Here is a 23,476-nt window from a genome sequence, read left to right as displayed (position 1 = left end):
AGACAATAAAAAAACTCTGCTACATAGCAGAGTTTGGTGACCATTAAGATTCAATTATAATCATATCTTCTCCGATTTTTTTTATATCCTGCCAATCTATCCGAATACTTTCGCCTTCTTTTTTTAATCCAAACCAACTGTAATTTGGAATAAGAAAGGATTCTATTTGTCCTGTTTTCTCATTTAATTCTAAATCTGTTTGACCTAGAACACCCAACCGAGCTCCTTTTTTAACATTAACAATTTCTTTTCCACTTAAATCTTTATATCTCAATTTTTTTCCTCCTAACATACTTGGACTATTAATACATATGTAAAAACAAAATCACCTATGATAAAAAATCACAGGTGATTCATGTTATGGAGCAATTAACGCACTTGAGTAAGAGCCGGTGAATAATGTGTGTATTACTTTCTCAATACTGTCATGGTTGACTGCATCAATTTCGTCAATCATTTCGTCAAGTGTACGATGTCTTTTTAGAAGTAATTCATTTTTCCCGTTTCGACTCATTCTACTATTTGTGCTTTCTAAGCTTAACATTAAACTACCTTTAAGCTGCTCCTTACTATTTTTCAACTCTTTGTCAGAAAGTCCATTAGCAACCAAATCACTAATTGTCTCTTCAATTGTATCTTTTAAGATTGGTAATTGGTTTTTACCAGTACCAGCATAAATCGTTAATAGGCCATTATCTAAGAACGAACTGTGATAAGAAAAAACGGAATAGGCCAATCCTCGTTGTTCACGAACCTCCTGAAATAGTCTAGAACTCATGCTACCACCAAGAATGTTATTCATAACAACGAGACTAAACATATTATCAGCTTCCACGGAGAGGCCATTAAAACCCATACACAGATGAGCTTGTTCTGTCTCTTTCTTTCGTTCCATATGGTCTGCAATGAACTCCGGTTTTTGATAAGTGTATAATGCTTGGTCAGACTTGAAAGTACCGAAGTGCGATTCCACTTTGTTTACAAAAGAGGTATCTACATTTCCCGCAATCGATATCACAATATTTTTTGGTATATAATATCTGTCCTTATAAGCTTTTAAATCGTCTCTTGTAAATGCCGCTAATGTTTTTTCAGTACCTAAAATCGGGTAACCAAGCGGATGCTTACCGTAGGAAGCCACTGAAAGTAGATCATGCACGATATCATCTGGTGTATCTTCAGACATCTTGATTTCTTCTTCTATTACTTTCTTTTCTTTTTCCATCTCTGCAGCGTCAAAAGCAGAGTTGAAAAACATATCTGCCAGTATTTCCATCGCATACTCTTTATGTGTATCGAGAACTTTAGCATAATAGCACGTATATTCTTTTGACGTAAATGCGTTTACTTGTCCACCGATTGCATCAAACGCTTCGGCAATATCTTTTGCAGAACGTGTTTTTGTTCCTTTAAAAAACATATGCTCTAAAAAATGTGACATCCCGTTTTCATGTTCTTGTTCATTTCTTGAGCCAGCAAGAATCCAAATACCAATCGTTACTGACCTAACAGCAGGGATTTCTTCTAATACAACTCGTAGACCATTCTGACATGTATGTTTCTGTAGCAAAGTAAATCCTCCCAATCATTCATCCATGTTTATCTATTTTCACTTAATAGTCTGTCAACCGTACCAATTTTATACCCTTTTTCTTTAAGATTCAAAATTAGTTGTTCGATTCCTTGTTCTATTACATCTGTAGGATGCATGAGAATCATTGCCCCAGGGTGTATATTTGATATAACTCGATTCAACATAACCGATGTGCTTGGCTTCTTCCAGTCAACCGTATCCACAGACCATAGGATTGTTTCCATTTTCAATTCCGAAGCAATTTTGACTACTTCGTCATTAAAACTTCCACTTGGTGGTGCAAACCACTTCGGCGCTTCACCTATTATCGCTTTTATAATGTCATTTGTTTTCTTTATTTGCTCTAAATTTTGCTCTTTCGTGAGATGTTTCATATCTGGATGATTAAATGCGTGATTACCGATTAGATGACCTTCTTCTTTTATCATTTTTACGAGATCTGCATTATTGCTAGCCCATTTCCCCTCGATAAAAAAAGTTGCTTTCACACTATTTTTTTTAAGCGTATTAAGCATACTGGGAATATTTTCTTCCCCCCATGCAACATTGATTAAAAGTGCTACCATTTGTTTATCAGGATGCCCTCGATAAATTGGTGAAGGTGGTAAATCTTCTATACTAACCTCTGGACGCACTTGTTCATAAACAAGTAATGATTCATCGAACTTACCGTTTTCCTTCATTTGCTTATATGATTCTTCTATATTCACACGGATTCCATTGCGTCCAGGTAACTTCTTCCACACTTCATCAACTCTTGCGTTTTGAGGAGGTTCTTCGTATTCCTGACTTTTTTTCTTAATATCGGCCATTAATTGGTCTTGATTCGAAGTTACTTGTTGTGACAGTTGCATATAATTAGATAGATTATTCATACTGAAATAGTTTGATTGTGGCTGATATGCTATAAAGACAATCAACAAAAAAGTAACGATATGGATAAGTGTTCGTTTCAATTGTATCCCTCCCATTAAAACTTTATGAATGAAAGGGACAAGGTAGAACGAATTTAACAATGTTATCCTTACACTACGTGCTCAAAAAGAAACGAATGCGTAAAAAGGTAAGGTAATGAACAGTGATTACCTTTTCCATAACCAGCAAGATGATCCAGTTCAAGCATTCCACTAACCAATTGGTGTCTTTTGGAACAACCTCTTATAGTAGTGTTCAACGGTATTAAAAAAGAAACTGGCATGCCAGCTTCTTACTTAGTCGTTCATTATCCATTTTGTTGTTTTTGTTCAACAAGGACAGCTTTTCTTGAAAGATTCACTCTTCCTTGATTATCGATCTCTTTTACTTTCACCATAATTTGATCGCCAATTTTTACAACGTCTTCCACTTTAGCAATCCGTTCTTCTGCCAACTCAGAAATATGAACAAGACCTTCTTTACCTTTAAACAATTCCACAAAGGCACCAAATTTTTCAACGCGTTTAACAGTACCAAGATACATTTCTCCAGCTTCTACTTCACGGACAATGTCCTCGATAATTTTCTTCGCTTTTTGGTTCATATCCATTTCTGTTGATGAAATAAATACAGATCCATCTTGTTCAATGTCGATCTTAACGCCTGTTTCTTCAATGATTTTATTAATTTGTTTTCCGCTTGGTCCAATTACATCACGAATCTTATCAGGTTTAATGCTCATTGTAAGAATTTTAGGCGCATAGCGAGAAAGTTCTTCCTTTGGCTCGCCTATTACCTCTAACATATGAGAAAGAATATGCATACGACCTTTTTTCGCCTGTATTAGTGCTTCTTCTAATATTTCTTTAGAAAGACCTTCAATTTTGATATCCATTTGTAGTGCTGTTACACCATTTGCAGTTCCAGCTACTTTAAAATCCATATCACCTAAATGGTCTTCCATACCTTGAATGTCACTTAAAATCGAGTAATCTTCTCCAGATTTTATTAGACCCATTGCAATCCCAGCTACTGGTGCTTTAATTGGCACACCTGCATCCATCATTGCTAATGTACTAGCACAAATACTAGCTTGAGAAGTTGAACCGTTAGATTCTAATACTTCGGAAACTAATCGTATCGTGTAAGGGAAGTCTTTTTCTGAAGGAATAACAACCTCTAGTGCACGTTCCCCTAACGCTCCGTGACCAATTTCGCGACGACCTGGTCCTCTTATTGGTCCTGTTTCACCAACACTAAATAAAGGGAAATTATAATGGTGCATAAATCGTTTTGATTCTTCTAGATCCAGACCGTCAAGAATTTGAACATCGCCTAGTGCGCCTAGAGTACAAACACTTAGTGCTTGAGTTTGTCCACGAGTAAACAATCCAGAACCGTGTGTTCTAGGAAGAACACCAATGCGTGATGATAATGGACGAATCTCATCGATTTTACGTCCGTCAGGTCTAATTTTTTCTTTTGTAATTAAACGACGAACTTCTTCTTTTACGATTTTATCAAGAATGCCTTTAACATGCTTCATTGTTTCAGCATCAGCTTCTTGCTCTTCGTAAGCAGCGACTACTTCTTTTTTAACTTTGTTAATTGCATCCTCACGTGCATGCTTCTCTTGCACTTGGATTGCTTCCACTAACGTCGCCTTTGCTTTACTTTCAACTTCAACTGTTAATGCTTTATCAAGCTCAAACAAAGTGATTTCCATTTTTTCTTTAGCAACTTCTGCAATTATTTTCTCTTGGAATTCAACTAAACGTTTAATTTCCTCATGACCGTACATAATCGCTTCGAGCATGATTTCCTCAGGTACTTCTTGAGCACCAGCTTCTACCATGTTAATTGCATCTTTCGTACCAGCAACTATAAGATCAAGATCACTTTTCTCGCGTTGCTCAGTAGAAGGATTAATAATAAATTCACCATCTACTCTACCGACAATAGCGCCTGCTATAGGGCCACCAAAAGGTATATCTGAAATGGAAAGCGCGATTGATGAGCCGATCATCGCTGCTATCTCAGATGGACAGTTTTGATCTACACTCATTACGATACTAATTACTTGTACATCATTTCGATATCCATCTGGGAAAAGAGGTCGTATTGGACGGTCAATTAATCTTGATGTAAGTACAGCTTTTTCACTAGGACGTCCCTCTCGTTTAATGAAACCTCCTGGAATTTTACCAACAGCGTATAATCGTTCTTCATAGTTTACTGTTAAAGGGAAAAAAGGCAAATCTTTTGGTTCTTTTGACCCTGTTGCCGTTGCTAATACAGATGTGTCTCCATACTGTACCATACAAGCCCCATTCGCTTGCTTTGCTAATTCTCCAATTTCAACGGAGAATGGCTGGCCAGAAATTTCCGTTGAGAAAATTTTCTTTTCTTCTGCCATTGTGTAGTTATACTCCTCTCAAAAATAAGTATTAAAGGTGCCCTTCTATATGAGGTTGTTAAAAATTATTAGAAATATTTTGAAGAAAACTATACTATTTCTAAAAAAACCTCTAAAGGATAAGCTTTATGTATAATTTTTTTTGTACAGAAAAAGCGGGAATTCTCCCGCTTTTAAGTACACTTAACGACGTAAGCCAAGCTTTTTAATTAACTCACGATAACGTGTTACGTCTTTTGTACGCAAGTAGTTAAGTAGATTACGACGCTTACCTACCATTTTTAAAAGACCACGACGTGAATGGTGATCCTTCTTATGAACACGTAAATGCTCATTAAGACTTGTGATTTCTTCAGTTAGGACAGCGATTTGTACTTCTGGTGAACCTGTATCATTTTCATGCGTTTTGTATTCACCAATAAGTTCATTTTTACGCTCTTTTGTGATTGCCATCCGTTTCACCTCCTATTATTATTCGAAGATCCCCATCCTCCCAGCAACCGTCGGAGACTCGTATTGCCAAGAGAAGGTTTCCGTATTTTAGAGTACATCTTTTTGACAAAAAAAGCAAGGGATAAACCTAAATCTGCGTCAGGATTGTCCGAATTTCTTGCTCATCTCTTTTAATCTGACTAACTAATTCTTCTATTCCATTGAATTTTTTCTCATCTCGAATATAGTTTCGCCATTCTATACATAATTCTTCCCCATACAGATCATTTTTATAATCAAAAATATGAACTTCTATTGTTAGCAGATTTGCATCTTCATGAAATGTAGGCTTATAGCCTAAATTAGCCATTCCTTTGTATTCTTTACCATTGTGCTTAACAAGAACAGCATATACCCCTACTCTAGGCATCAGAAAGTCAATAGCAGGCTCAATATTCGCTGTTGGAAAACCTATCGTTCGTCCTCTTTTGTCACCTTCTACTACAATACCTCTTGCCATATAAGCCCTACCTAGTAGTTCATTAACGCGCTCGATTTTACCGTCTTTCAAAAGGGTTCTTATTAAAGTCGAACTTATCTTTTCGTCGCCAGCTTCTAGTTTATCAATAATGGTATAGCCAAATTCACCTTTAGCATGAGTCGCGATCGTTTTCATCGATCCTTCCCCTTTGTGCCCATACGTAAAATCGAATCCTGCAACTAACTGCTTTATGTTTAAACCTATAATAAAATGGTTGATAAATTCCTCAGGTAACAATTTAGACAATTGAGGGTCAAAAGTGATGATATAAAATAGGTCAACACCCATCTCCTCTAGAATTGCTTCTTTTTCTCGTAACGGCGTCAAATAATGTACATGCTGCTTGTCTTTTCTTAATACGACAGAAGGATGTGGAAAGAAGGAAATAACAGCACTTTTCTTGTTTTGTCGGTCTGCTTCTTTTATTGCAGTATTTATGACTTTTTGATGTCCTTTATGAATGCCATCAAAAAAGCCAATTGCAGCTATAGTTTCGGGTAATTCTACTTTCAAAAGATGATGTGGATAAGATAATCGAATGCATTGCATGTTATCACCTACTTATTTCTAAATGGAGAGATCCGGAGATCATCTCCTTATAACGAATTTTTTTGATTATAGTGCGTGTTCAAAAAGGTGACTAATTAGCAGCAAGAAGGTCGAGGCGGTGAAGTCCCCGCGACCGCAGTGTAGGCTTTTCCTAGATGAGATAAGGAAAAGTGATTTGCTTTTCCATAACCGGAAAGATGAACCAACTCTAGAGTTCGCCGCTGATCATTTGGCACCTTTTTGAACAACCTCTTATAACTAATTAAAAACACGAACAGGTTTCATAAGTTGCTTATCATCGGGGTGAGACTTGTAAATGGCGAGCAATTCGTCATGATATTGGACACGAAACGGGTCAGTCGCCGGTAGCAAATCAGGCAAATTTAGCTTTTGTCCGTTTAAAACTTTTTTCTTTATGTGTTCATCTACATAATATACCGACAAATCCTCCACACCTTTGACGATCGGTTCAAGCAGTGATGCAAGGTCAGTGGCTTGATTAATTTCTTCAAATGTATAGGTATTGTCCTTATCAAAACAACCTGTTTTTGTTCTTACTAAACCGGACATATGCGCCGGGTAACCAAGCTCTTTGCCAATATCTACACATAAGGTTCTAATATATGTTCCCTTTGAGCATTCTACATCAAATTTAAAAGATAGTCTATTGGATGATTTGTTGATAGACCCTTCACACAATTGGATGTGATGAATCGCAACTGTTCGTTGTGGTCGTTCAATGACTTTTCCCTCTCTAGCATACTCATAGAGCTTCTTGCCGTTTATCTTCACCGCTGAGTACATTGGAGGTATTTGCTTAATTTCACCATGAAAGGATGAAAGGACTTGTTTTATATCTACACTACTAAATTCATCAAGGACATTTGCTTCTTCAATTATTTTACCATAGCGATCCTCTGTTTCAGTAGCTGTACCTAAAGTAATTTCAGCACTATAAGTTTTCCTTGTTTCTGTAAGAAAGGGTACGATTTTAGTCGCTTGACCAATACAAATTGGAAGCACCCCTTCCACCTCTGGGTCTAGCGTTCCTGTGTGACCAACTTTTTTTGTTTGAAATATTTTTCTGATTTTAAATACACAGTCATGAGAAGTTAGTCCTTTAGGCTTCCATAAAGGTAGTATTCCATCCATTTGGTCTTCCTCCGTCTATTGTTATTTGTTCTGGCTCTCTTCGTAAAGTTTGCCGCACTTTATAATTCATACTTTAAGTAAAATCCGGCGTAGTACTCGTGATTTCCGCTCCGGGCAGTCGCTTTCCGCGGGCACGGCTTCAGCTAACTCAGAAGCAAAATGCGCTTCTGAGTGGATCTTCAGCTCGCGCTATCCCGCAGGAGTCGACTGCCCGGAGCTCCAATCACCCGACGCAAAGAGCAATCCCGTTAGCAGCGAAGGAAATCCACTTCGACTCCTGAGGCCCGGCAAGGGTCATGCAGGTGTTGTTCGACAAGGACGGTTTTAGCCTGTAATCTTAAGAAACGGCCTAAGTGAGACCCCGGAGCGCGAGGAGGCTCACTAGCCCCCCGCGGAAAGCGAAGGGCATTTCCGGAGCGGTGCAAGCACTCTCAAACCGATGAATATTAGCTATTTTACAAAGTAACTCCTTTTACAAAACAACCTTCTAACAATAGTTAAAACCCTTGCAGTTCAACTTTGCAAGGGTTTTAACTTAGATTAATCTTCTGTTGAATCATCTTCGTTTAAATGACGTAAGATGTGTTCAATACGATTACCTGTTTCTATCGCTTCATCAAATTCAAAGAAAAGCTCCGGTGTTTTTCTTAGGCGAATTCTTTTTCCAATTTCAGAGCGAATAAAACCTTTTGCTTTGGCAAGCCCTACAAGCGTATCTTGCTTTTGCTTATCCTCTCCTAACACAGAGATGAAAACTTTAGCTTGTTGTAGGTCACCTGTAACTTCTACATCTGTCACGGTAACAAACCCTACTCTTGGGTCTTTAATTTTGCGGCCTAGGATATCACCTAGCTCCTTTTTCATTTGTTCACCAACGCGGTTTGCACGAATATCACTCATTATCCATCACCTCTTCTGTCAGGAAGGGAATACGTATTTTACAACCATTCTTTATTTGTCGTGGCACGTTCAATTTCTGGAAAGGAATCGATCAGCTTTAGTGCCTGATCTATAACCCTTTCTGCTTGAATTTTGTCACTCGAGATCGTAACCAGACCTATTAAAGTTCTTTGCCACAAATCCTGATAATCAATTTCGCTTACAGCAATATTATAATCATTTTGTATCCGAGTTATTATTTTTTTAATGACTGATCGTTTTTGCTTCAGTGACTGCGGTTCATAAAGAAAGCATTCTACTTCAGCCATTAAAATCATGTGCGTTTAATTTCTTCCATAATATATGCTTCAAAAACGTCGCCTTCTTTTAGGTCATTGAAGTTTTGAACCGTTATACCACATTCGTAGTTTTGTGCAACTTCCTTCACATCATCCTTGAATCGTTTTAACGTATCAATTTCACCTTCATAAATGACAATTCCGTCCCTGATTACTCGAACACCAGCATCACGAGTTAGCTTGCCGTCAGTAACATAGCTTCCTGCAATTGTGCCGATTTTTGACACTTTAAATATTTCACGGATTTCAGCTTGACCGATAACTTTCTCTCTAAACTCTGGATCAAGCATCCCTTTCATTGCTGATTCAATTTCTTCGATTACTTTATAAATAATTCTGTGCAAGCGAACATCAACTTTTTCAGATTCTGCTGCTTTCTTAGCATTTACATCAGGTCTAACATTAAACCCAATAACAATTGCATTTGATGCAGAAGCTAAAATAATGTCAGATTCTGTTATCGCACCTACGCCCGTATGGATGATTCGAACTTTAACACCTTCGACTTCAATTTTCTCAAGAGAAGATGCCATTGCCTCTAACGAACCTTGCACATCAGCTTTAACGATTAGATTGATATCTTTGATTTCACCTTGTTTAATTTGTTCAAACAAATCATCCAAGCTAACTTTTACTTTATCATTTCGATTAGCTTCAATTTGTTGCTGTTGTCGTGCTTCACCAACTTGACGAGCTTTTTTCTCATCCTTAAAGACAACAAATTGATCTCCTGCTTGAGGCACATCACTTAATCCAGTTATTTCTACTGGAGTTGAAGGTGGTGCTTCCTTTACACGTCGACCAAGATCATTTACCATGGCTCTTACGCGTCCAAAGGTATTACCGACTACGATAGCATCCCCAACGTGAAGGGTACCATTTTGAACGAGTAACGTAGCAACAGATCCACGTCCTTTATCGAGCTGTGCTTCAATGACAGTACCAAAAGCATTTTGAGTTGGATTCGCTTTTAATTCTTCCACTTCAGTAACTAACAATATCATTTCTAATAAATCGTCAATACCTTCACGTTTTAAAGCGGAAAGTGGAACAAAGATGGTGTCGCCACCCCAAACCTCAGGAACTAATTGATGCTCTGTTAATTCCTGCATAACACGATCAGGGTTTGCGCCTTCTTTGTCAATTTTATTTACAGCTACGATAATCGGTACCTCAGCAGCCTTCGCATGGTTGATTGCTTCAACTGTTTGTGGCATAACACCATCATCAGCAGCTACAACTAGAATTGCGATGTCTGTTATTTTAGCACCACGCGAACGCATACTCGTAAATGCAGCGTGTCCCGGTGTATCTAAGAAAGTTATTTTCTTACCATTTTCCTCAATTTGATAGGCACCAATATGCTGTGTAATACCACCAGCTTCTCCTTCCGTTACTTTTGTATCACGGATGGAATCAAGAAGTGTAGTTTTACCATGGTCAACGTGCCCCATAATAGTTACAACTGCAGGACGCTCTATAAGCTCTTCTTCGTTTTCATCAGCCTTATAAATATCGAGGTCTGTTTCATCAATTAATACCTCTTGCACTACTTCAACATCGTATTCAGCACAAATCAACTCAATTGTTTCTTCGTCTAAATCTTGGTTTTTAGTAGCCATTATACCTAGACCCATTAATTTTTTGATAATTTCTGCTGTTTGCTTCGTTAACTTTTGTGCCAATTCACTAACGGATAAGGAACCACTATAAGTAATCTTTGAAGGAACCTCAACTTTTTTAGGCTGATGTTGCTGTTGATTATTACTTTGCCCTTGTTGTCTATTCCTTTTATTAAAATGCTGATTATTTCTATTATTCGGATTTCCTTTTGCTTTGCCACCATTTCTAGGTTGATTATTGTTGTTGCCTCTCCCTTGAGTTGTTGGCTTATCATTTGATCTTTTGTCATTGAACTTTGTCTGTTTCGTTTTCGTCGGTTGTTGCTCTACTTTTGATGAACTAGCTGATTCATCTGGACTAAATGTTTGATCTAATGTTTTAATCGTTTGATCTGATATTGTTGACATATGATTAGTCACTTCAATATTTAATTCTTTCAGCTTATCAATTACATTCTTACTTTGAACATTTTTTTGTTTGGCATACTCATAAACGCGTATTTTACTCATACGTTCACCCCCGAATAGATTAATCGAGTAACGATGTAATTTTAGTAGCAAATCCTTGATCTAGAATAGCAATTGCAACTCTCCCTGACTTTCCAATTGCACGAGAAATGGTTTCCCGATCATCAACAACCAACAAAGGTACTTTATAAAAATTACATTTATCTGTAATTTTTTTCGTAGTTTGTGGACCAGTGTCGTTAGCTAATAAAATTAGCTTTGCTTTTTTACTTTGAATATCCCGTATAATCAATTCTTCGCCTAAAGTACATTTTCTTGCTCGATATGCAAGACCTAATAAATTTAAATAATCTTTACTCAATTTTTTTACCTTCTATAATTAATTGTAATTGTTCATATAGTTGTTCATCAATCTGTGCGTTTAAATGACGTTCAAGTACTTTCGTTTTCTTCGCTTGGTTCACAATTGTAGCGTCTTTTGACACATAAGCTCCGCGACCATTTTGTTTCCCACTTGGGTCTACAAATACTTCGCCTTCTTTATTGCGGACAACCCTAATCAACTCTTTTTTCGGCTTTAATTCTTGGGTCACTACACATTTTCTAAGAGGAATTTTCTTATTCACACGTGCCATAAATTCCCCTCCTTATTTGAATAAATCGTCATCATCGTCAAGATCAGTATATATATCTTGCTCATAAAAATCATCTTCTGGCTTTTCGGATAGGAGACCTTGTTCTCTAGCTTCTGATTCACTTTTTATGTCAATTTTCCAACCAGTTAATTTAGCTGCAAGTCGAGCGTTTTGACCTCGTTTACCAATGGCTAAAGAAAGCTGGTAGTCCGGAACAATAACTGTAGTCGCTTTTTCTTCTTCTTTCACTAACACTTCAACTACTTTAGAAGGGCTAAGTGCATTGGACACATAAACTACAGGATCCTCAGACCACTCTACGATATCAATTTTCTCGCCCTTCAGCTCATTTACGATAGTTTGAACACGTTGACCACGTTGACCGACACATGAGCCTACAGGATCAACTTCTGGATTTTCTGCGTGTACAGAGATTTTAGATCGATCGCCAGCTTCTCGAGCAACAGATTTTATTTCTACAGTTCCATCATAAATTTCTGGAACTTCCATTTCAAATAATCTTTTTAGAAGTCCAGGATGTGTGCGTGAAACAAAAATTTGTGGTCCTTTATTTGTATTTTCCACTTTAGTCACAAATACTTTGAGTCGATCATGTACATTATATTCCTCTGTTGACATTTGCTCACTTTCCGGTAATCTAGCTTCTACTTTACCTAAGTGAACATAGATAAAACGAGGGTCCATACGCTGGATTATTCCAGTCATGACATCTTCTTCGCGATCAATATACTCATTAAATATCACGCCTCGTTCTGCTTCTCTTACTCTTTGCGTTACAACTTGCTTTGCAGCCTGGGCAGCAATTCGACCAAAATCCTTAGGTGTAACTTCTAACTCAACAACATCACCAATATCATAATTCGGATTAATTTGTTTCGCTTCTTCCAATGATATCTGTTGTTGGCTATCTTCAACTTCTTCGACAATATCTTTTCTCGCAAATACATGCATACTGCCTGTTGTTTCATTTAAATCTACGCGTACATTTGTAGCTGATTTAAAATTCTTTTTATAAGCCGAAATTAATGCAGCCTCTAGGGCTTCCAAGAGGACATTTTTATCTATACCCTTCTCTTTTTCTAAAAACTGAATGGCTTCAAAAAGCTCACTACTCACCGTATTTCCCCCTTTAATTAAACGTTACTGCCAACCTGGCCTTAGCTATTTTTTCGTAAGGAATCTCTACTTCTTTTTTCCGGGATTTTACTTTAATTTCTAACTTTAGGCTATCACCCGTAAATTCATTTAAAACCCCTTCGAACTCCTTACTATTATCTAAAGGCTCGTATAATTTGACGTAAACTGTTTTACCAATATTTTCTTCAAAATCCTTTTTGTTTTTCAATGGACGCTCTACACCTGGTGAAGATACCTCTAAAAAGTACGGAACTGACACAGGATCATTTTCATCCAATTTTTCACTCAATTGTTCTGAAACTTTCCCACACTCTTCTATATCAACTCCGCCATCTTTATCGATGTATACACGAAGGAACCAATTTTTTCCTTCTTTTTCAAACTCTACGTCTACTAGATATAAGTTCATTTCATCTAGGATTGGTGTTACTAACTCTTCTGTTTTTTCGACTACTTGGTTACTCAAAATAATCCCTCCTTCATATAGAAAATGTTGCTGCATTAGATTCATTTTTTGTTAGTATATTCAATTCCAACCCATTCATTTAACATATGTAAGGTGAACACAATCATTTATCAGTTATGTGGTATAAAATAATTGCTGAAAACATAAAAGGGCAATTACAAATCCCTTGCCAGTAGCTTCGGCAAGGGATTACATCCACTTCCATACAATTGCGAGAGACTCTTCAAAAAACTTGCAAACGAGCCGTAGTAAGCAAAAAGAGTAGGATATACCCACTCTCTCGACTAACTGTATCTTACTCACCATAGAAAATATACCACAAGTTTGCTGTTAATGCAAGATTATCCCTTTTTTCTAAGTACAGGGATAAATATCCGAAATCAATTTCTAGTAATTCAGTATTACCATTTTGCTTTTAGTTATACACATTTATCTAAAATAGTGATAATTGATTGGCATCTGCCATTCCGTCTAAACAACCATGATTATCCAAATACTCTAACACCGTCTTAGAGATCCGGCTTCGCTCTCGTAAATCCTCCTTAGAAAGAAATTCTCCTTCTTCCCTTGCTTTTACAATATTTAATGCCGCATTGGTACCTAATCCATCAACCGCATTAAATGGAGGAATTAACGTATTATCTTCAACTAGAAAATCGGTTGCACTAGACTTGTATAAGTCAACTTTTGCAAAGGAGAAGCCTCGCTCGTTCATCTCTAAGGAGATTTCTAATACGGTCAGCAAATTTTTCTCTTTTGGAGAAGCATCATTGCCTTTTTTAGAAATTTCATCAACTCGAGATCTAATTGCCGTTGCCCCTTTGACCATTGTGTCTAAATCAAAATCATCTGCACGCACAGAAAAATACGCTGCATAAAAAAACAGTGGATGATGGACTTTAAAATAAGCAATTCTAACTGCCATTAACACATATGCAGCTGCGTGTGCTTTTGGAAACATGTATTTTATTTTTTTACAAGAATCAATATACCAATCCGGAACTTGATTTTTTTTCATCTCTTCAATCCAGTCATCCTGCAATCCTTTACCTTTTCGTACAAATTCCATTATTTTAAATGCCAATGAAGCATCTAAACCTTTATGCATCAGATAAACCATGATATCGTCTCGGCAACCAATAACATCAGGAAGCCCACAAATTCCGTTATTGATTAGCTCTTGTGCATTCCCTAACCATACATCTGTTCCATGTGATAGTCCTGAAATAATTACTAGTTCTGCGAATGTTTTTGGACTAGTATCTTCAAGCATCTGTCGCACAAATTTTGTACCAAACTCAGGCACACCTAATGTGCCGGTTTTACAATTAATTTGTTCAGGCGTAACACCTAGTGCATCTGTTCCAGAAAATATCTTCATTACTTCTGCGTCGTCGGTTGGAATTGTCTTCGGATCAATTCCCGTCAAATCTTGTAGCATACGAATTACAGTTGGATCATCGTGACCAAGGATGTCTAACTTTAACAAATTATCATGGATAGAATGGAAGTCGAAATGAGTCGTCTTCCACTCTGAGTTACGATCATCTGCTGGAAACTGAATCGGAGTAAAATCATAAATCTCCTTGTCGCTTGGAACAACGATGATTCCTCCTGGATGTTGACCAGATGTTCGCTTGACGCCTGTACAACCTTGTACAAGACGTTCTGTCTCCGCGCCCTTCCATTGGATCCCTTTATCACTCGCATAGCCTTTTACATATCCAAAAGCAGTCTTTTCTGCAACAGTACCGATCGTCCCAGCACGAAAGACATAATCTTCGCCAAATAATACCTTCGTGTAATTATGTGCTTTTGGCTGGTATTCCCCAGAGAAGTTCAAATCAATATCGGGTACTTTGTCACCTTTAAAACCGAGAAATGTTTCAAAGGGAATGTCTTGTCCATCTTTTGTTAGGTTTAACCCACAATTAGGACAGTTTTTATCTGCCAAATCAAAGCCACTACCTACGGAACCATCATTAAAAAACTCATGATGGTGACATGACTCACAAACATAGTGAGGTGGCAATGGATTGACCTCAGTGATTTCCGTTAATGTAGCAATAAGTGATGAACCTACGGAACCACGTGACCCAACAAGATAACCATCATCCAACGACTTTTTTACAAGTTTATGCGAAATTAGATAAATAACAGCGAATCCATGTCCGATAATACTTTTTAATTCCTTTTCGATCCGATTCACCACAATTTCCGGCAAATCATCCCCATAGATACTTCGTGCTTTCACATAACTCATTTCTCTAATTTCATCTTCAGCACCATCAATGTTCGGTGTATACAAGTCATCTTTTACTGGCTTGATATCCTCTGTCAAATCTGCAATATACTGTGTATTTGTTACAACTACTTCCTTCGCTTTTTGGTCACCTAAGAAATCAAAGCATTGTAGCATTTCATCCGTCGTCCGGAAATGAACGTCCGGAAGTGTTTGGCGGTTGAGCGGGTTACCTTTTTGTGATGTTATCAAAATTTGTCGATATAATTTTTCATGTTGCTCGATATAATGCGTGTTCCCAGTAGCTATTGCTTTTTTACCCATTCTCTCGGCCATATCAACTAAATTTCTGATAATGTCAAAGATCTGTGCTTCATTTTGGACCAATTCCCTTTCAATTAAATGATTATAATTACTCGGTGGTTGAATTTCTATATAATCATAGAATTCTGCAACGTTTTCTGCTTCCTCTTTTGACTTTTGCATCATTGTTTCAAATACTTCCCCTTTATCACACCCAGATCCAATAATTAGTCCTTCACGATGCTTGGTGAGCACTGAACGAGGTATTCGCGGGACACGATAAAAATAGTCGATATGTGAATAGGAAACAAGCTTAAATATATTTTTTAAGCCGACTTCATTTTTAGCAAGTAATGTAACGTGAAAAGGACGAGACCTTTGATACGCATTCCCTTCCCCCATATGTTGATTCAATTGCTTATGATTAACGATTTCTTTTTCGAACGCATCTTTTAGTAATTTCCACATTAAATAGCCAGTCGCTTCCGCATCATAAATCGCTCTATGGTGTTGTGTTAGTTCAATATTCAAATGCTTACACAACGTGTTAAGACGATGGTTTTTAAAGTTAGGAAATAAAAATCGCGCTAATTCTAACGTATCTATAACAGGGTTAGGTGCTTTTTCTATATCAATTCTCTTAAATCCTTGGTTTAAAAAGCCCATATCAAAGCTTGCATTATGGGCAACCAAGATCGCATCACCCATCCATGCCTTAAAGTCTTTTAAAACTTCTTCTACTTCAGGAGCATTCTTAACCATGTCATCCGTAATCCCTGTTAAATCTATTGTAGTTTGAGACAATGGATGGTGCGGATTGGCAAATCGTTCAAACCGATCAACAATTTCTCCATTTTCGACTTTAACTGCGGCAAGTTCAATGATGGTATCATAAACTGCAGACAGACCTGTTGTTTCCACATCAAAAACGACGTAAGTTGCTTGTTCAAGTTCTATATCTGCTTCGTTATATGCGATTGGTACGCCATCATCAACAATATTAGCTTCCAATCCGTATAAAACCTTAACACCATGCTTTTTGCTAGCTCCATATGCTTCAGGATAGGATTGTGCAACAGCATGATCTGTTATCGCAATAGCTGTATGCCCCCATTTAGCAGCTTGTTCAACTAATCTTGAAGCAGAAACAACGGCATCCATTTGACTCATCGTTGTATGAGCATGCAGCTCCACGCGCTTCTCACCCTCTGGTGCATTGTCTTTCCTTACGTATGGTGTGATTTGATTAATATCATTAGCCATCATCGTCAGTTCGTTTGTAAAGGTGTCTGTTTGAATACTACCACGCGCTTTGACCCACATACCTTTTTTTAATTGTGCAAACTGGACCTCATCCTGGTCTCCTTTAGAAAACATTTTAATGTGAAACGAGCTCGTATAATCGGTAACTTTCGCAATAAGTAAATGCCGTCCTGATCTTAGCTCTCTTACATCTGAATCGAACACATATCCTTGGAAAACCACGCGCCGTTCTTCTTCTAGCACTTGCTCCATTGGAATCGGATCGTCTTTAATTTGGGCACCAATAAAGATTGGTCCTTTTTGCGATTCATCTGGTTTTTGTTTCGCTCGTTCTTCTTTATCTCGCACAGCTTGTTGAACGATTTTTTGATCCTCAATCGCTTTTTGCTCCCTAAACTTTTCAATGGCATCTATTTCAGTTTTCACATCTACCTGTAACGTATAAGCTAATGTGCCAATACGAACACAATATGCTTTAAAAGCACCATCTAATCGTTTTGAAAGCGCATTTGCCTCTGCACCATTACGGGCAGTTAAAACAAGCTTAGCTCCATTTACTGCTGGCCTTTGCTCATATACTAGGTCTCGATAAGCTGGCGATAAATCCTCCAATGAACGGATGAAATCCATCCAATAATCACAAATGGCATCATCGTCTAGCTTTTTATTATCAGTATAAATCGTCCAGTCTACGATCGTAGCAAATTTGGAAAAGGTTTCTTGTAATTTCATCGTAAAAATACGATAGGCGGAAGGTGGCAAAACACTAGGTAATTGAAAATGGAAGTGCCATTTCTTTTGCTGTTTATATATTTCTAGTTTTATGAGCGCACTTTCCTGGAAGTAATCATTTTTCATTTCTTCAGATATCTCTATTTGTTCTAACAACATATTCATTTTTTCCATGCTGGATATGTTCATGTTTCTTCCTCCCCGTATCCAGTACACATAATCCTTAAAACCTATGTAGTACAGAAGCTTATTTTATTATTCTACTACGAATTAAAACCCTTGTCATTAATTGATATGACAAGGGTTTAATTACCTAATTTGTATTCCTTTATTTTAATAAGCTTGATAATTTTCCAATTATTGTAGCCTCATGTATATCCTCTTGTTCTCCCGTACTACGGTATTTAAATTCCACATACCCTTCGTTTGCGCGTTTACCTACCGTGATCCGGAAAGGAATTCCGATCAGGTCACTGTCTGCAAATTTAACGCCTGCACGTTCTTTACGGTCATCGTATAAAACTTCGATGCCCTTTGCGATTAATTTCTGGTAAAGTTCATCTGCAAACTGTTTTTGTTCATCATTTTTAGCATTGACCGATAATAAATGGACATGGAACGGTGCTACTGCAATTGGCCAATTAATACCCTTATCATCATTATATTGTTCTACAATTGATGCTGCTGTTCGGGACACACCAATACCATAACAACCCATAATCATTGTTTGGGATTTACCTTGATCGTCTAAAAAACTCGCTCCTAGCTTGTCAGCATATAACTTCCCTAGTTTAAAGACGTGTCCAACTTCAATCCCTTTAGCAAATTTAATTTCACCTTTACCATCAGGAGAAGCATCACCTTCTTGAATAAAACGTAAGTCAGCATAGTTATTTATTTTGAAATCTCGGTCAGGATTAACATTAATATAGTGGTAACCATCCTTGTTCGCTCCACATGATACATTTACTGCAGCCGCTACGGCATAATCAGCAACAACTTCCACTTTATCCTCAATATCTACAGGACCCAACGAGCCAAATCCAGCACCTAAAGCTGCTCTCGTTTCCTCTTCTGTTGCCAATTCAACATCTGAAGCCTGATTTAAGTTCTTTAACTTAATATCGTTTACTTCATGGTCACCACGAGTAACGACAAGTACCAACTGATCATCCACTTTGAACATGATCGATTTTAAGCCTTTTTCTAGAGAATGACCTAAATAGTCAGCAACTTCTTGCATTGTCTTTTGGGTTGGTGTCTCCACCATTTTCAACTCTTTAAAAGCTTCAACCTGTTTTGTATAATTATTCAAGACAGGAGCCATTTCTATATTGGCAGCATAGTCTGATGAATCTGAATATGCTATGGTATCTTCACCAACCTCAGATAACACCATAAATTCATGAGTGTCTTTCCCACCCATTGCACCCGAATCAGCAATAACAGCACGGAAGTTTAGTCCGCACCTTTTAAAAATATTACTATATGCTGCGTACATTTTTTGATAACCTTCATCTAAGCTTTCAAAAGAATCATGAAAAGAATAGGCGTCTTTCATGATAAACTCTCTCCCCCTTAACAGGCCAAATCTAGGGCGTTTCTCATCACGAAATTTTGTTTGAATTTGATAAAGATTTATCGGTAGCTTTTTATAACTCGATACTTCATCACGCACGAGACTCGTAATTACTTCTTCATGTGTAGCTCCAAGTGCAAATTCACGATTATGACGGTCATGCATTCGCATAAGTTCAGGACCAAATGTGTTCCACCTACCAGTCTCTTTCCACAGCTCTGCAGGTTGAAGGGCAGGCATCAGCATTTCATTAGCGCCAGCCTTGTCCATTTCTTGCCGAACAATTTCTTCAACTTTACGCAATACTTTTTTCCCTAACGGTAAATAGCTATACACGCCTGAAGCAGTCTGACGAATGAAACCAGCTCTAACTAATAACTGATGACTTTTAATTTCTGCGTCTGATGGTACTTCTCTTAGTGTAGGTATTAATGTTTGGCTTTGCCTCATCCACTTTCACCTCTATAAATATCTTTAATCCGAATACGTCTTTTTCTTACACTCTGTTTTCTAACCGATAATTGTTACTGCACAATATACCTAATATCCATCGTAGTTTGAGAGTGCTAGCACCGCTCCGGAAATCCACTTTTCTTTCCGCAGGGGGCTAGTGAGTCTCTTATGGACTACAGGCTAAAACCGTCTTTGTCGGACAACGCCTGCATGACCCTTACCTGGCCTCAGGATTCAAAGTGTAGGCCTTACGCTTCATAAAAGGTGTGTAACAGAAAACTACCCTAAGCTGTGGAAAAATACACCACTCCAGCGGGAAAGGAACAGTCTGAATACCCCGCAGTGAGCGCCTTTTGCGAGGGAGGAGGAGTAGAGCGTTCCCCGCGGAAAGGGCGTATATTTCCACAGCGCCGGATTAGCAATCACTACTACGACGGATATTACTTCAATTTTGAATTTTATATCGCAACAAACTTACAAAAATAACCTCTGGATATCATTCCAGGTTACAACAATCATGAGTAGCATTAATAAGGCAAATCCAATAAAGTGTACAATACCTTCTTTTTGTGGATCAATTGGTTTACCACGAACGGCTTCTAATCCGACAAACATTAATCTTCCACCATCTAGTGCAGGTAATGGCAACAAGTTAATGATCCCTAAATTAACACTCAATGCTGCTGTCCATGTTAGGAAGTTATAAAATCCAGTTTGAACGACTTGATCTGTAACGTCATAAATGCCTACTGGTCCAGATAACATGTCAATTGAGAATTGACCAGTAACGAGCATTCCTAAGTTAACAAGAATCATTTTCGCCCATGAATATGTTTGTTCAATACTATACGGAACTGCTTTGAAAACAGATTTTTCTAACGCTATTTGAACACCAACTTGGCCAACAACTCTGTCTTGTGCTTCAAGTCTAGCGGGCACAACAGTTAAATCAACTCTTTCATTATCTCGAATAACTGTCATTGCTAGTTCTTCTTCAGGACTGTCCTGCACTAATGTTTGAAATTGATTCCAAGTAGAAATCGTCGATCCCTCTATCTGAACTACTTCATCACCTTTTTGGAAACCAGCCTCTGCGGCAGGACTATCTTCTAACACATCACCTATTAGCGCATTATTTGCAGGTACACCTTGTAACAAGCCAAGCACTAAGAAAATTACTACGGTTAGTAAGAAGTTCATTAGTGGACCTGCAAAAAGTTGCATCGCTCGTTGGCGTTTGGTTTTAGACGCAAATTGACGATCGTAAGGCGCAATTTGTGTTTCATTTTCATCCATAACATATACAGCTTGCGGATCAATATTGAAAAACAACTTCTCTTCTTCATCCACTTCATAACCTTCAATTACGAGGCGATGATCTAAATCTGCACGCTCTACTTCAATTACTCGGGAATTAGGGTGCTTTGACTTATTATTTACGATAATTTTATTTACATTGCCTTGACTATTAAATTCCAATCCGATATGTTGTCCAGCCTTGAGATCAACAATTTCAGGATCTTCTCCAGCTACTCGAACATAACCACCAAGCGGCAGCAGGCGAATGGTATAAAGTGTTTCAGATTTTTTTATAGAAAATACTTTCGGTCCCATTCCAATCGCAAATTCTCGCACGAGCATTCCTGCTTTTTTAGCAAAAATAAAATGACCAAACTCATGAACAAACACGAGTAGACCAAACATTAAAATAAATGCAATGATGGTGTTCAATGGTAGCACGCTCCTTTATTATAAATAAGACGAAATAAGCTTTCGTGTTTGTTGATCAACCTGTATAATCGTTTCTAAATCTGGGTCCTTAATCGATAGATGATTTTCCATCGCACGATATATTAATGTTTCTATCATTAGAAAAGAAATTTTCCCTTGTAAAAATAGACTAACCGCCTCTTCATTGGCAGCATTTAGTACAGTTGGCATTGTTCCGCCTTCTTCTCCTGCATCAAAAGCCATTTGCAAACAAGGAAATCGCACGAAATCCATTTCCTTAAAATGTAACTTTCCTATGTCAACTAAGTTTAACTTTTTAGCTGTTGGAAAATCAAGTCTGGAAGGATAAGATAATGCGTATTGTATCGGAACTCTCATATCAGGAGTACCTAGCTGTGCCATTACACTGCTATCCGCGAATTCTATCATGGAATGAATAACACTTTCTGTGTGCTGAATTACTTCAATTTGTTTATATGGGATATTGAATAGCCAATGTGCCTCAATAACTTCTAATCCTTTATTCATCATTGTTGCTGAATCAATGGTTATTTTGGCCCCCATACTCCAATTTGGATGCTTTAATGCATCTTCTAAAGTAACGCCTTCTAATTGATCTCGTGTTTTATCACGAAAACTACCACCTGAGGCCGTTATGATCAGTTTGTTAATTTCTTGATGCTTCTCACCGTTCAAACATTGAAAAATTGCTGAATGCTCACTATCAACTGGTAACAACTGTACTTGATATTTTGCTGCTGCCTCCATAACTAGGTGACCAGCAGTAACTAACGTTTCTTTATTCGCAATAGCAATCTTCTTTTTTGCCTTAATTGCAGCCAACGTAGCTTCTAGCCCTACACTTCCCATGACAGCATTTACAAGCATATCTGTATTTGGATCAACACTTATTTCAACCATACCAGTATTCCCGACTAAAATGCTCGTACTAGAAAATTCTAGTGAAAGTTTTTCTTTTGTTTCTATGTCTTTTACGACAACAACCTTAGGTTGAAATTCTTTAATTAATGGAATGGCTTTACTAAAATTGCTTCCAAAAGCCAAAGCGTATAAATTAAATTGCTCTGGATGATTACGAATGACGTCTAATGTTTGTAATCCGATCGATCCAGTAGCACCTAAAAGCGTAATTCTTTTCATCTAGTCACGTCCCCATGTCTAATCCATTCTATGAAACAAAATGAATAAAATGCAAAAACGGAAAAATAAATATCCAACTGTCAAATCGGTCTAATATGCCTCCGTGTCCTGGTAAAATTGTACCAGAGTCCTTCACTTCATAATGTCTTTTAAAAGCTGATTCTACTAAATCACCGATTTGACCAACAGCAGAAGCTAAGACAGTAACAATTAAAATAACAACATATGAATGTGGCAAATCTACAAACGTATGATAAGTAATTGCAACTATAGCAGCTAAAAGCATTCCACCAATTGCACCTTCGATTGTCTTGTTCGGACTTATTTCAGGCCACAACTTTCGTTTTCCTAGCAGACGACCAAAAATATATGCTCCTGTATCAGTCGATAATATTACAACAATCGCATAAAACACGTATTTTAAGCCTTGATCGGCATCCCTAGTTTCCATAAAGTAATAAAAACCAAGGCCAACATATAACCCAGACAACAATAAAAAACCGGCATCGTCGAAAGTGAATTTGTTCTTTACTAAAACGGTGTACGCTAACAACAATAAGACAACCATCAAGATAATTTCTGATTTTGTTATGTCAAACTCAAAAAACGGATTTTCTTCTGTGTAAGGAAACAATAACGCCCATAACAAAATCAATGTAAACATCGTAGGGATTGGATAAATGGTTGTTTTTCGCATTCTAAGCAATTCTAATACACCAATCGTTGCCAAAATGTAAATAAGTAAATAGAAAGGCCATCCGCTATAAAATACAAACGGAAAAAATAATAAAATGGCTACTATAGCAGTAATTGTTCTTTGCTTCAT

General features: G+C 37.5%; 19 protein-coding genes. All 19 read right to left on the bottom strand.

Annotated elements, in window-relative coordinates; translation table 11 throughout:
- Positions 1–43 precede the first annotated feature (43 nt).
- The 19 genes from ACI6MV_RS20545 to ACI6MV_RS20455 all read right to left on the bottom strand — a co-directional run bounded on the left by ACI6MV_RS20545 (position 44) and on the right by ACI6MV_RS20455 (position 23,476).
- Complete coding sequence (locus ACI6MV_RS20545; protein ID WP_407272198.1) at positions 44–274, bottom strand: YlmC/YmxH family sporulation protein; 231 nt, start codon at positions 272–274, stop codon at positions 44–46.
- 84 nt (positions 275–358) lie between these two features.
- A complete protein-coding gene (locus ACI6MV_RS20540) occupies positions 359–1,570 on the bottom strand; it encodes a M16 family metallopeptidase (protein ID WP_407272197.1) in 1,212 nt (403 codons plus the stop codon).
- Between the two features lie 29 nt (positions 1,571–1,599).
- Positions 1,600–2,550 (bottom strand): polysaccharide deacetylase family protein, encoded by a 951-nt coding sequence (locus tag ACI6MV_RS20535; protein ID WP_407272196.1) that lies wholly within the window; start codon positions 2,548–2,550, stop codon positions 1,600–1,602.
- A 266-nt stretch (positions 2,551–2,816) separates the two neighbouring features.
- Positions 2,817–4,925: a polyribonucleotide nucleotidyltransferase gene (pnp, locus tag ACI6MV_RS20530; RefSeq protein ID WP_407272195.1), complete on the bottom strand. Its 2,109-nt coding sequence runs from the start codon at positions 4,923–4,925 to the stop codon at positions 2,817–2,819.
- Positions 4,926–5,108: 183 nt separating this feature from the next.
- Positions 5,109–5,378, bottom strand: coding sequence for a 30S ribosomal protein S15 (gene rpsO, locus ACI6MV_RS20525; protein WP_407272194.1), 270 nt, complete (start codon positions 5,376–5,378; stop codon positions 5,109–5,111).
- Between the two features lie 127 nt (positions 5,379–5,505).
- On the bottom strand, positions 5,506–6,447 hold the full coding sequence (locus ACI6MV_RS20520) for a bifunctional riboflavin kinase/FAD synthetase (RefSeq protein ID WP_407272193.1): 942 nt from the start codon (positions 6,445–6,447) through the stop codon (positions 5,506–5,508).
- 258 nt (positions 6,448–6,705) lie between these two features.
- Entirely contained in the window at positions 6,706–7,599 is an 894-nt protein-coding gene (gene truB, locus ACI6MV_RS20515; RefSeq protein ID WP_407272192.1) for a tRNA pseudouridine(55) synthase TruB, read from the bottom strand.
- 540 nt (positions 7,600–8,139) lie between these two features.
- On the bottom strand, positions 8,140–8,499 hold the full coding sequence (gene rbfA, locus ACI6MV_RS20510; protein WP_407272191.1) for a 30S ribosome-binding factor RbfA: 360 nt from the start codon (positions 8,497–8,499) through the stop codon (positions 8,140–8,142).
- 38 nt (positions 8,500–8,537) lie between these two features.
- Positions 8,538–8,816, bottom strand: coding sequence for a DUF503 domain-containing protein (locus ACI6MV_RS20505; RefSeq protein WP_407272190.1), 279 nt, complete (start codon positions 8,814–8,816; stop codon positions 8,538–8,540).
- Positions 8,813–10,969, bottom strand: a complete 2,157-nt coding sequence (gene infB, locus ACI6MV_RS20500) for a translation initiation factor IF-2 (protein WP_407272189.1) — start codon at positions 10,967–10,969, stop codon at positions 8,813–8,815. The genes ACI6MV_RS20505 and infB overlap by 4 nt, the downstream gene beginning before the upstream one ends.
- A 19-nt stretch (positions 10,970–10,988) precedes the next feature.
- Positions 10,989–11,288, bottom strand: coding sequence for a YlxQ family RNA-binding protein (locus ACI6MV_RS20495; RefSeq protein ID WP_407272188.1), 300 nt, complete (start codon positions 11,286–11,288; stop codon positions 10,989–10,991).
- The gene (gene rnpM, locus ACI6MV_RS20490; RefSeq protein WP_407272187.1) at positions 11,281–11,562 is read right to left on the bottom strand and encodes an RNase P modulator RnpM; all 282 of its coding nucleotides are present in this window, start codon (positions 11,560–11,562) and stop codon (positions 11,281–11,283) included. The genes ACI6MV_RS20495 and rnpM overlap by 8 nt, the downstream gene beginning before the upstream one ends.
- Before the next feature lie 12 nt (positions 11,563–11,574).
- Positions 11,575–12,699 (bottom strand): transcription termination factor NusA, encoded by a 1,125-nt coding sequence (gene nusA / locus ACI6MV_RS20485; RefSeq protein WP_407272186.1) that lies wholly within the window; start codon positions 12,697–12,699, stop codon positions 11,575–11,577.
- A gap of 13 nt (positions 12,700–12,712) precedes the next feature.
- Positions 12,713–13,186, bottom strand: coding sequence for a ribosome maturation factor RimP (gene rimP, locus ACI6MV_RS20480; protein ID WP_407272185.1), 474 nt, complete (start codon positions 13,184–13,186; stop codon positions 12,713–12,715).
- Between the two features lie 433 nt (positions 13,187–13,619).
- Positions 13,620–17,915: a PolC-type DNA polymerase III gene (locus ACI6MV_RS20475; protein WP_407272184.1), complete on the bottom strand. Its 4,296-nt coding sequence runs from the start codon at positions 17,913–17,915 to the stop codon at positions 13,620–13,622.
- A gap of 139 nt (positions 17,916–18,054) precedes the next feature.
- Complete coding sequence (locus ACI6MV_RS20470) at positions 18,055–19,755, bottom strand: proline--tRNA ligase (protein ID WP_407272183.1); 1,701 nt, start codon at positions 19,753–19,755, stop codon at positions 18,055–18,057.
- Positions 19,756–20,232: 477 nt separating this feature from the next.
- A complete protein-coding gene (gene rseP, locus ACI6MV_RS20465; protein ID WP_407272182.1) occupies positions 20,233–21,489 on the bottom strand; it encodes an RIP metalloprotease RseP in 1,257 nt (418 codons plus the stop codon).
- An 18-nt stretch (positions 21,490–21,507) separates the two neighbouring features.
- Positions 21,508–22,650, bottom strand: coding sequence for a 1-deoxy-D-xylulose-5-phosphate reductoisomerase (locus tag ACI6MV_RS20460; RefSeq protein WP_407272181.1), 1,143 nt, complete (start codon positions 22,648–22,650; stop codon positions 21,508–21,510).
- Between the two features lie 28 nt (positions 22,651–22,678).
- Entirely contained in the window at positions 22,679–23,476 is a 798-nt protein-coding gene (locus ACI6MV_RS20455) for a phosphatidate cytidylyltransferase (protein WP_407272180.1), read from the bottom strand.

Origin of the sequence: Radiobacillus sp. PE A8.2 (assembly GCF_045635475.1) — a bacterium.
Taxonomy (GTDB): Bacteria; Bacillota; Bacilli; order Bacillales; family Amphibacillaceae; genus JBJGXI01.
This window is presented reverse-complemented; position numbering and strand designations above follow the sequence as displayed.

Coding starts and splice junctions, on each gene's coding strand:
- truB (WP_407272192.1), bottom strand. CDS start 7,599: ATGGATGGAATACTACCTTTATGGAAGCCTAAAGGACTAACTTCTCAT.
- infB (WP_407272189.1), bottom strand. CDS start 10,969: ATGAGTAAAATACGCGTTTATGAGTATGCCAAACAAAAAAATGTTCAA.
- ACI6MV_RS20455 (WP_407272180.1), bottom strand. CDS start 23,476: ATGAAGCAAAGAACAATTACTGCTATAGTAGCCATTTTATTATTTTTT.
- ACI6MV_RS20505 (WP_407272190.1), bottom strand. CDS start 8,816: ATGATTTTAATGGCTGAAGTAGAATGCTTTCTTTATGAACCGCAGTCA.
- rpsO (WP_407272194.1), bottom strand. CDS start 5,378: ATGGCAATCACAAAAGAGCGTAAAAATGAACTTATTGGTGAATACAAA.
- ACI6MV_RS20470 (WP_407272183.1), bottom strand. CDS start 19,755: ATGAGGCAAAGCCAAACATTAATACCTACACTAAGAGAAGTACCATCA.
- ACI6MV_RS20520 (WP_407272193.1), bottom strand. CDS start 6,447: ATGCAATGCATTCGATTATCTTATCCACATCATCTTTTGAAAGTAGAA.
- ACI6MV_RS20460 (WP_407272181.1), bottom strand. CDS start 22,650: ATGAAAAGAATTACGCTTTTAGGTGCTACTGGATCGATCGGATTACAA.
- rnpM (WP_407272187.1), bottom strand. CDS start 11,562: ATGGCACGTGTGAATAAGAAAATTCCTCTTAGAAAATGTGTAGTGACC.
- pnp (WP_407272195.1), bottom strand. CDS start 4,925: ATGGCAGAAGAAAAGAAAATTTTCTCAACGGAAATTTCTGGCCAGCCA.
- ACI6MV_RS20475 (WP_407272184.1), bottom strand. CDS start 17,915: ATGAACATATCCAGCATGGAAAAAATGAATATGTTGTTAGAACAAATA.
- rbfA (WP_407272191.1), bottom strand. CDS start 8,499: ATGAGTGATATTCGTGCAAACCGCGTTGGTGAACAAATGAAAAAGGAG.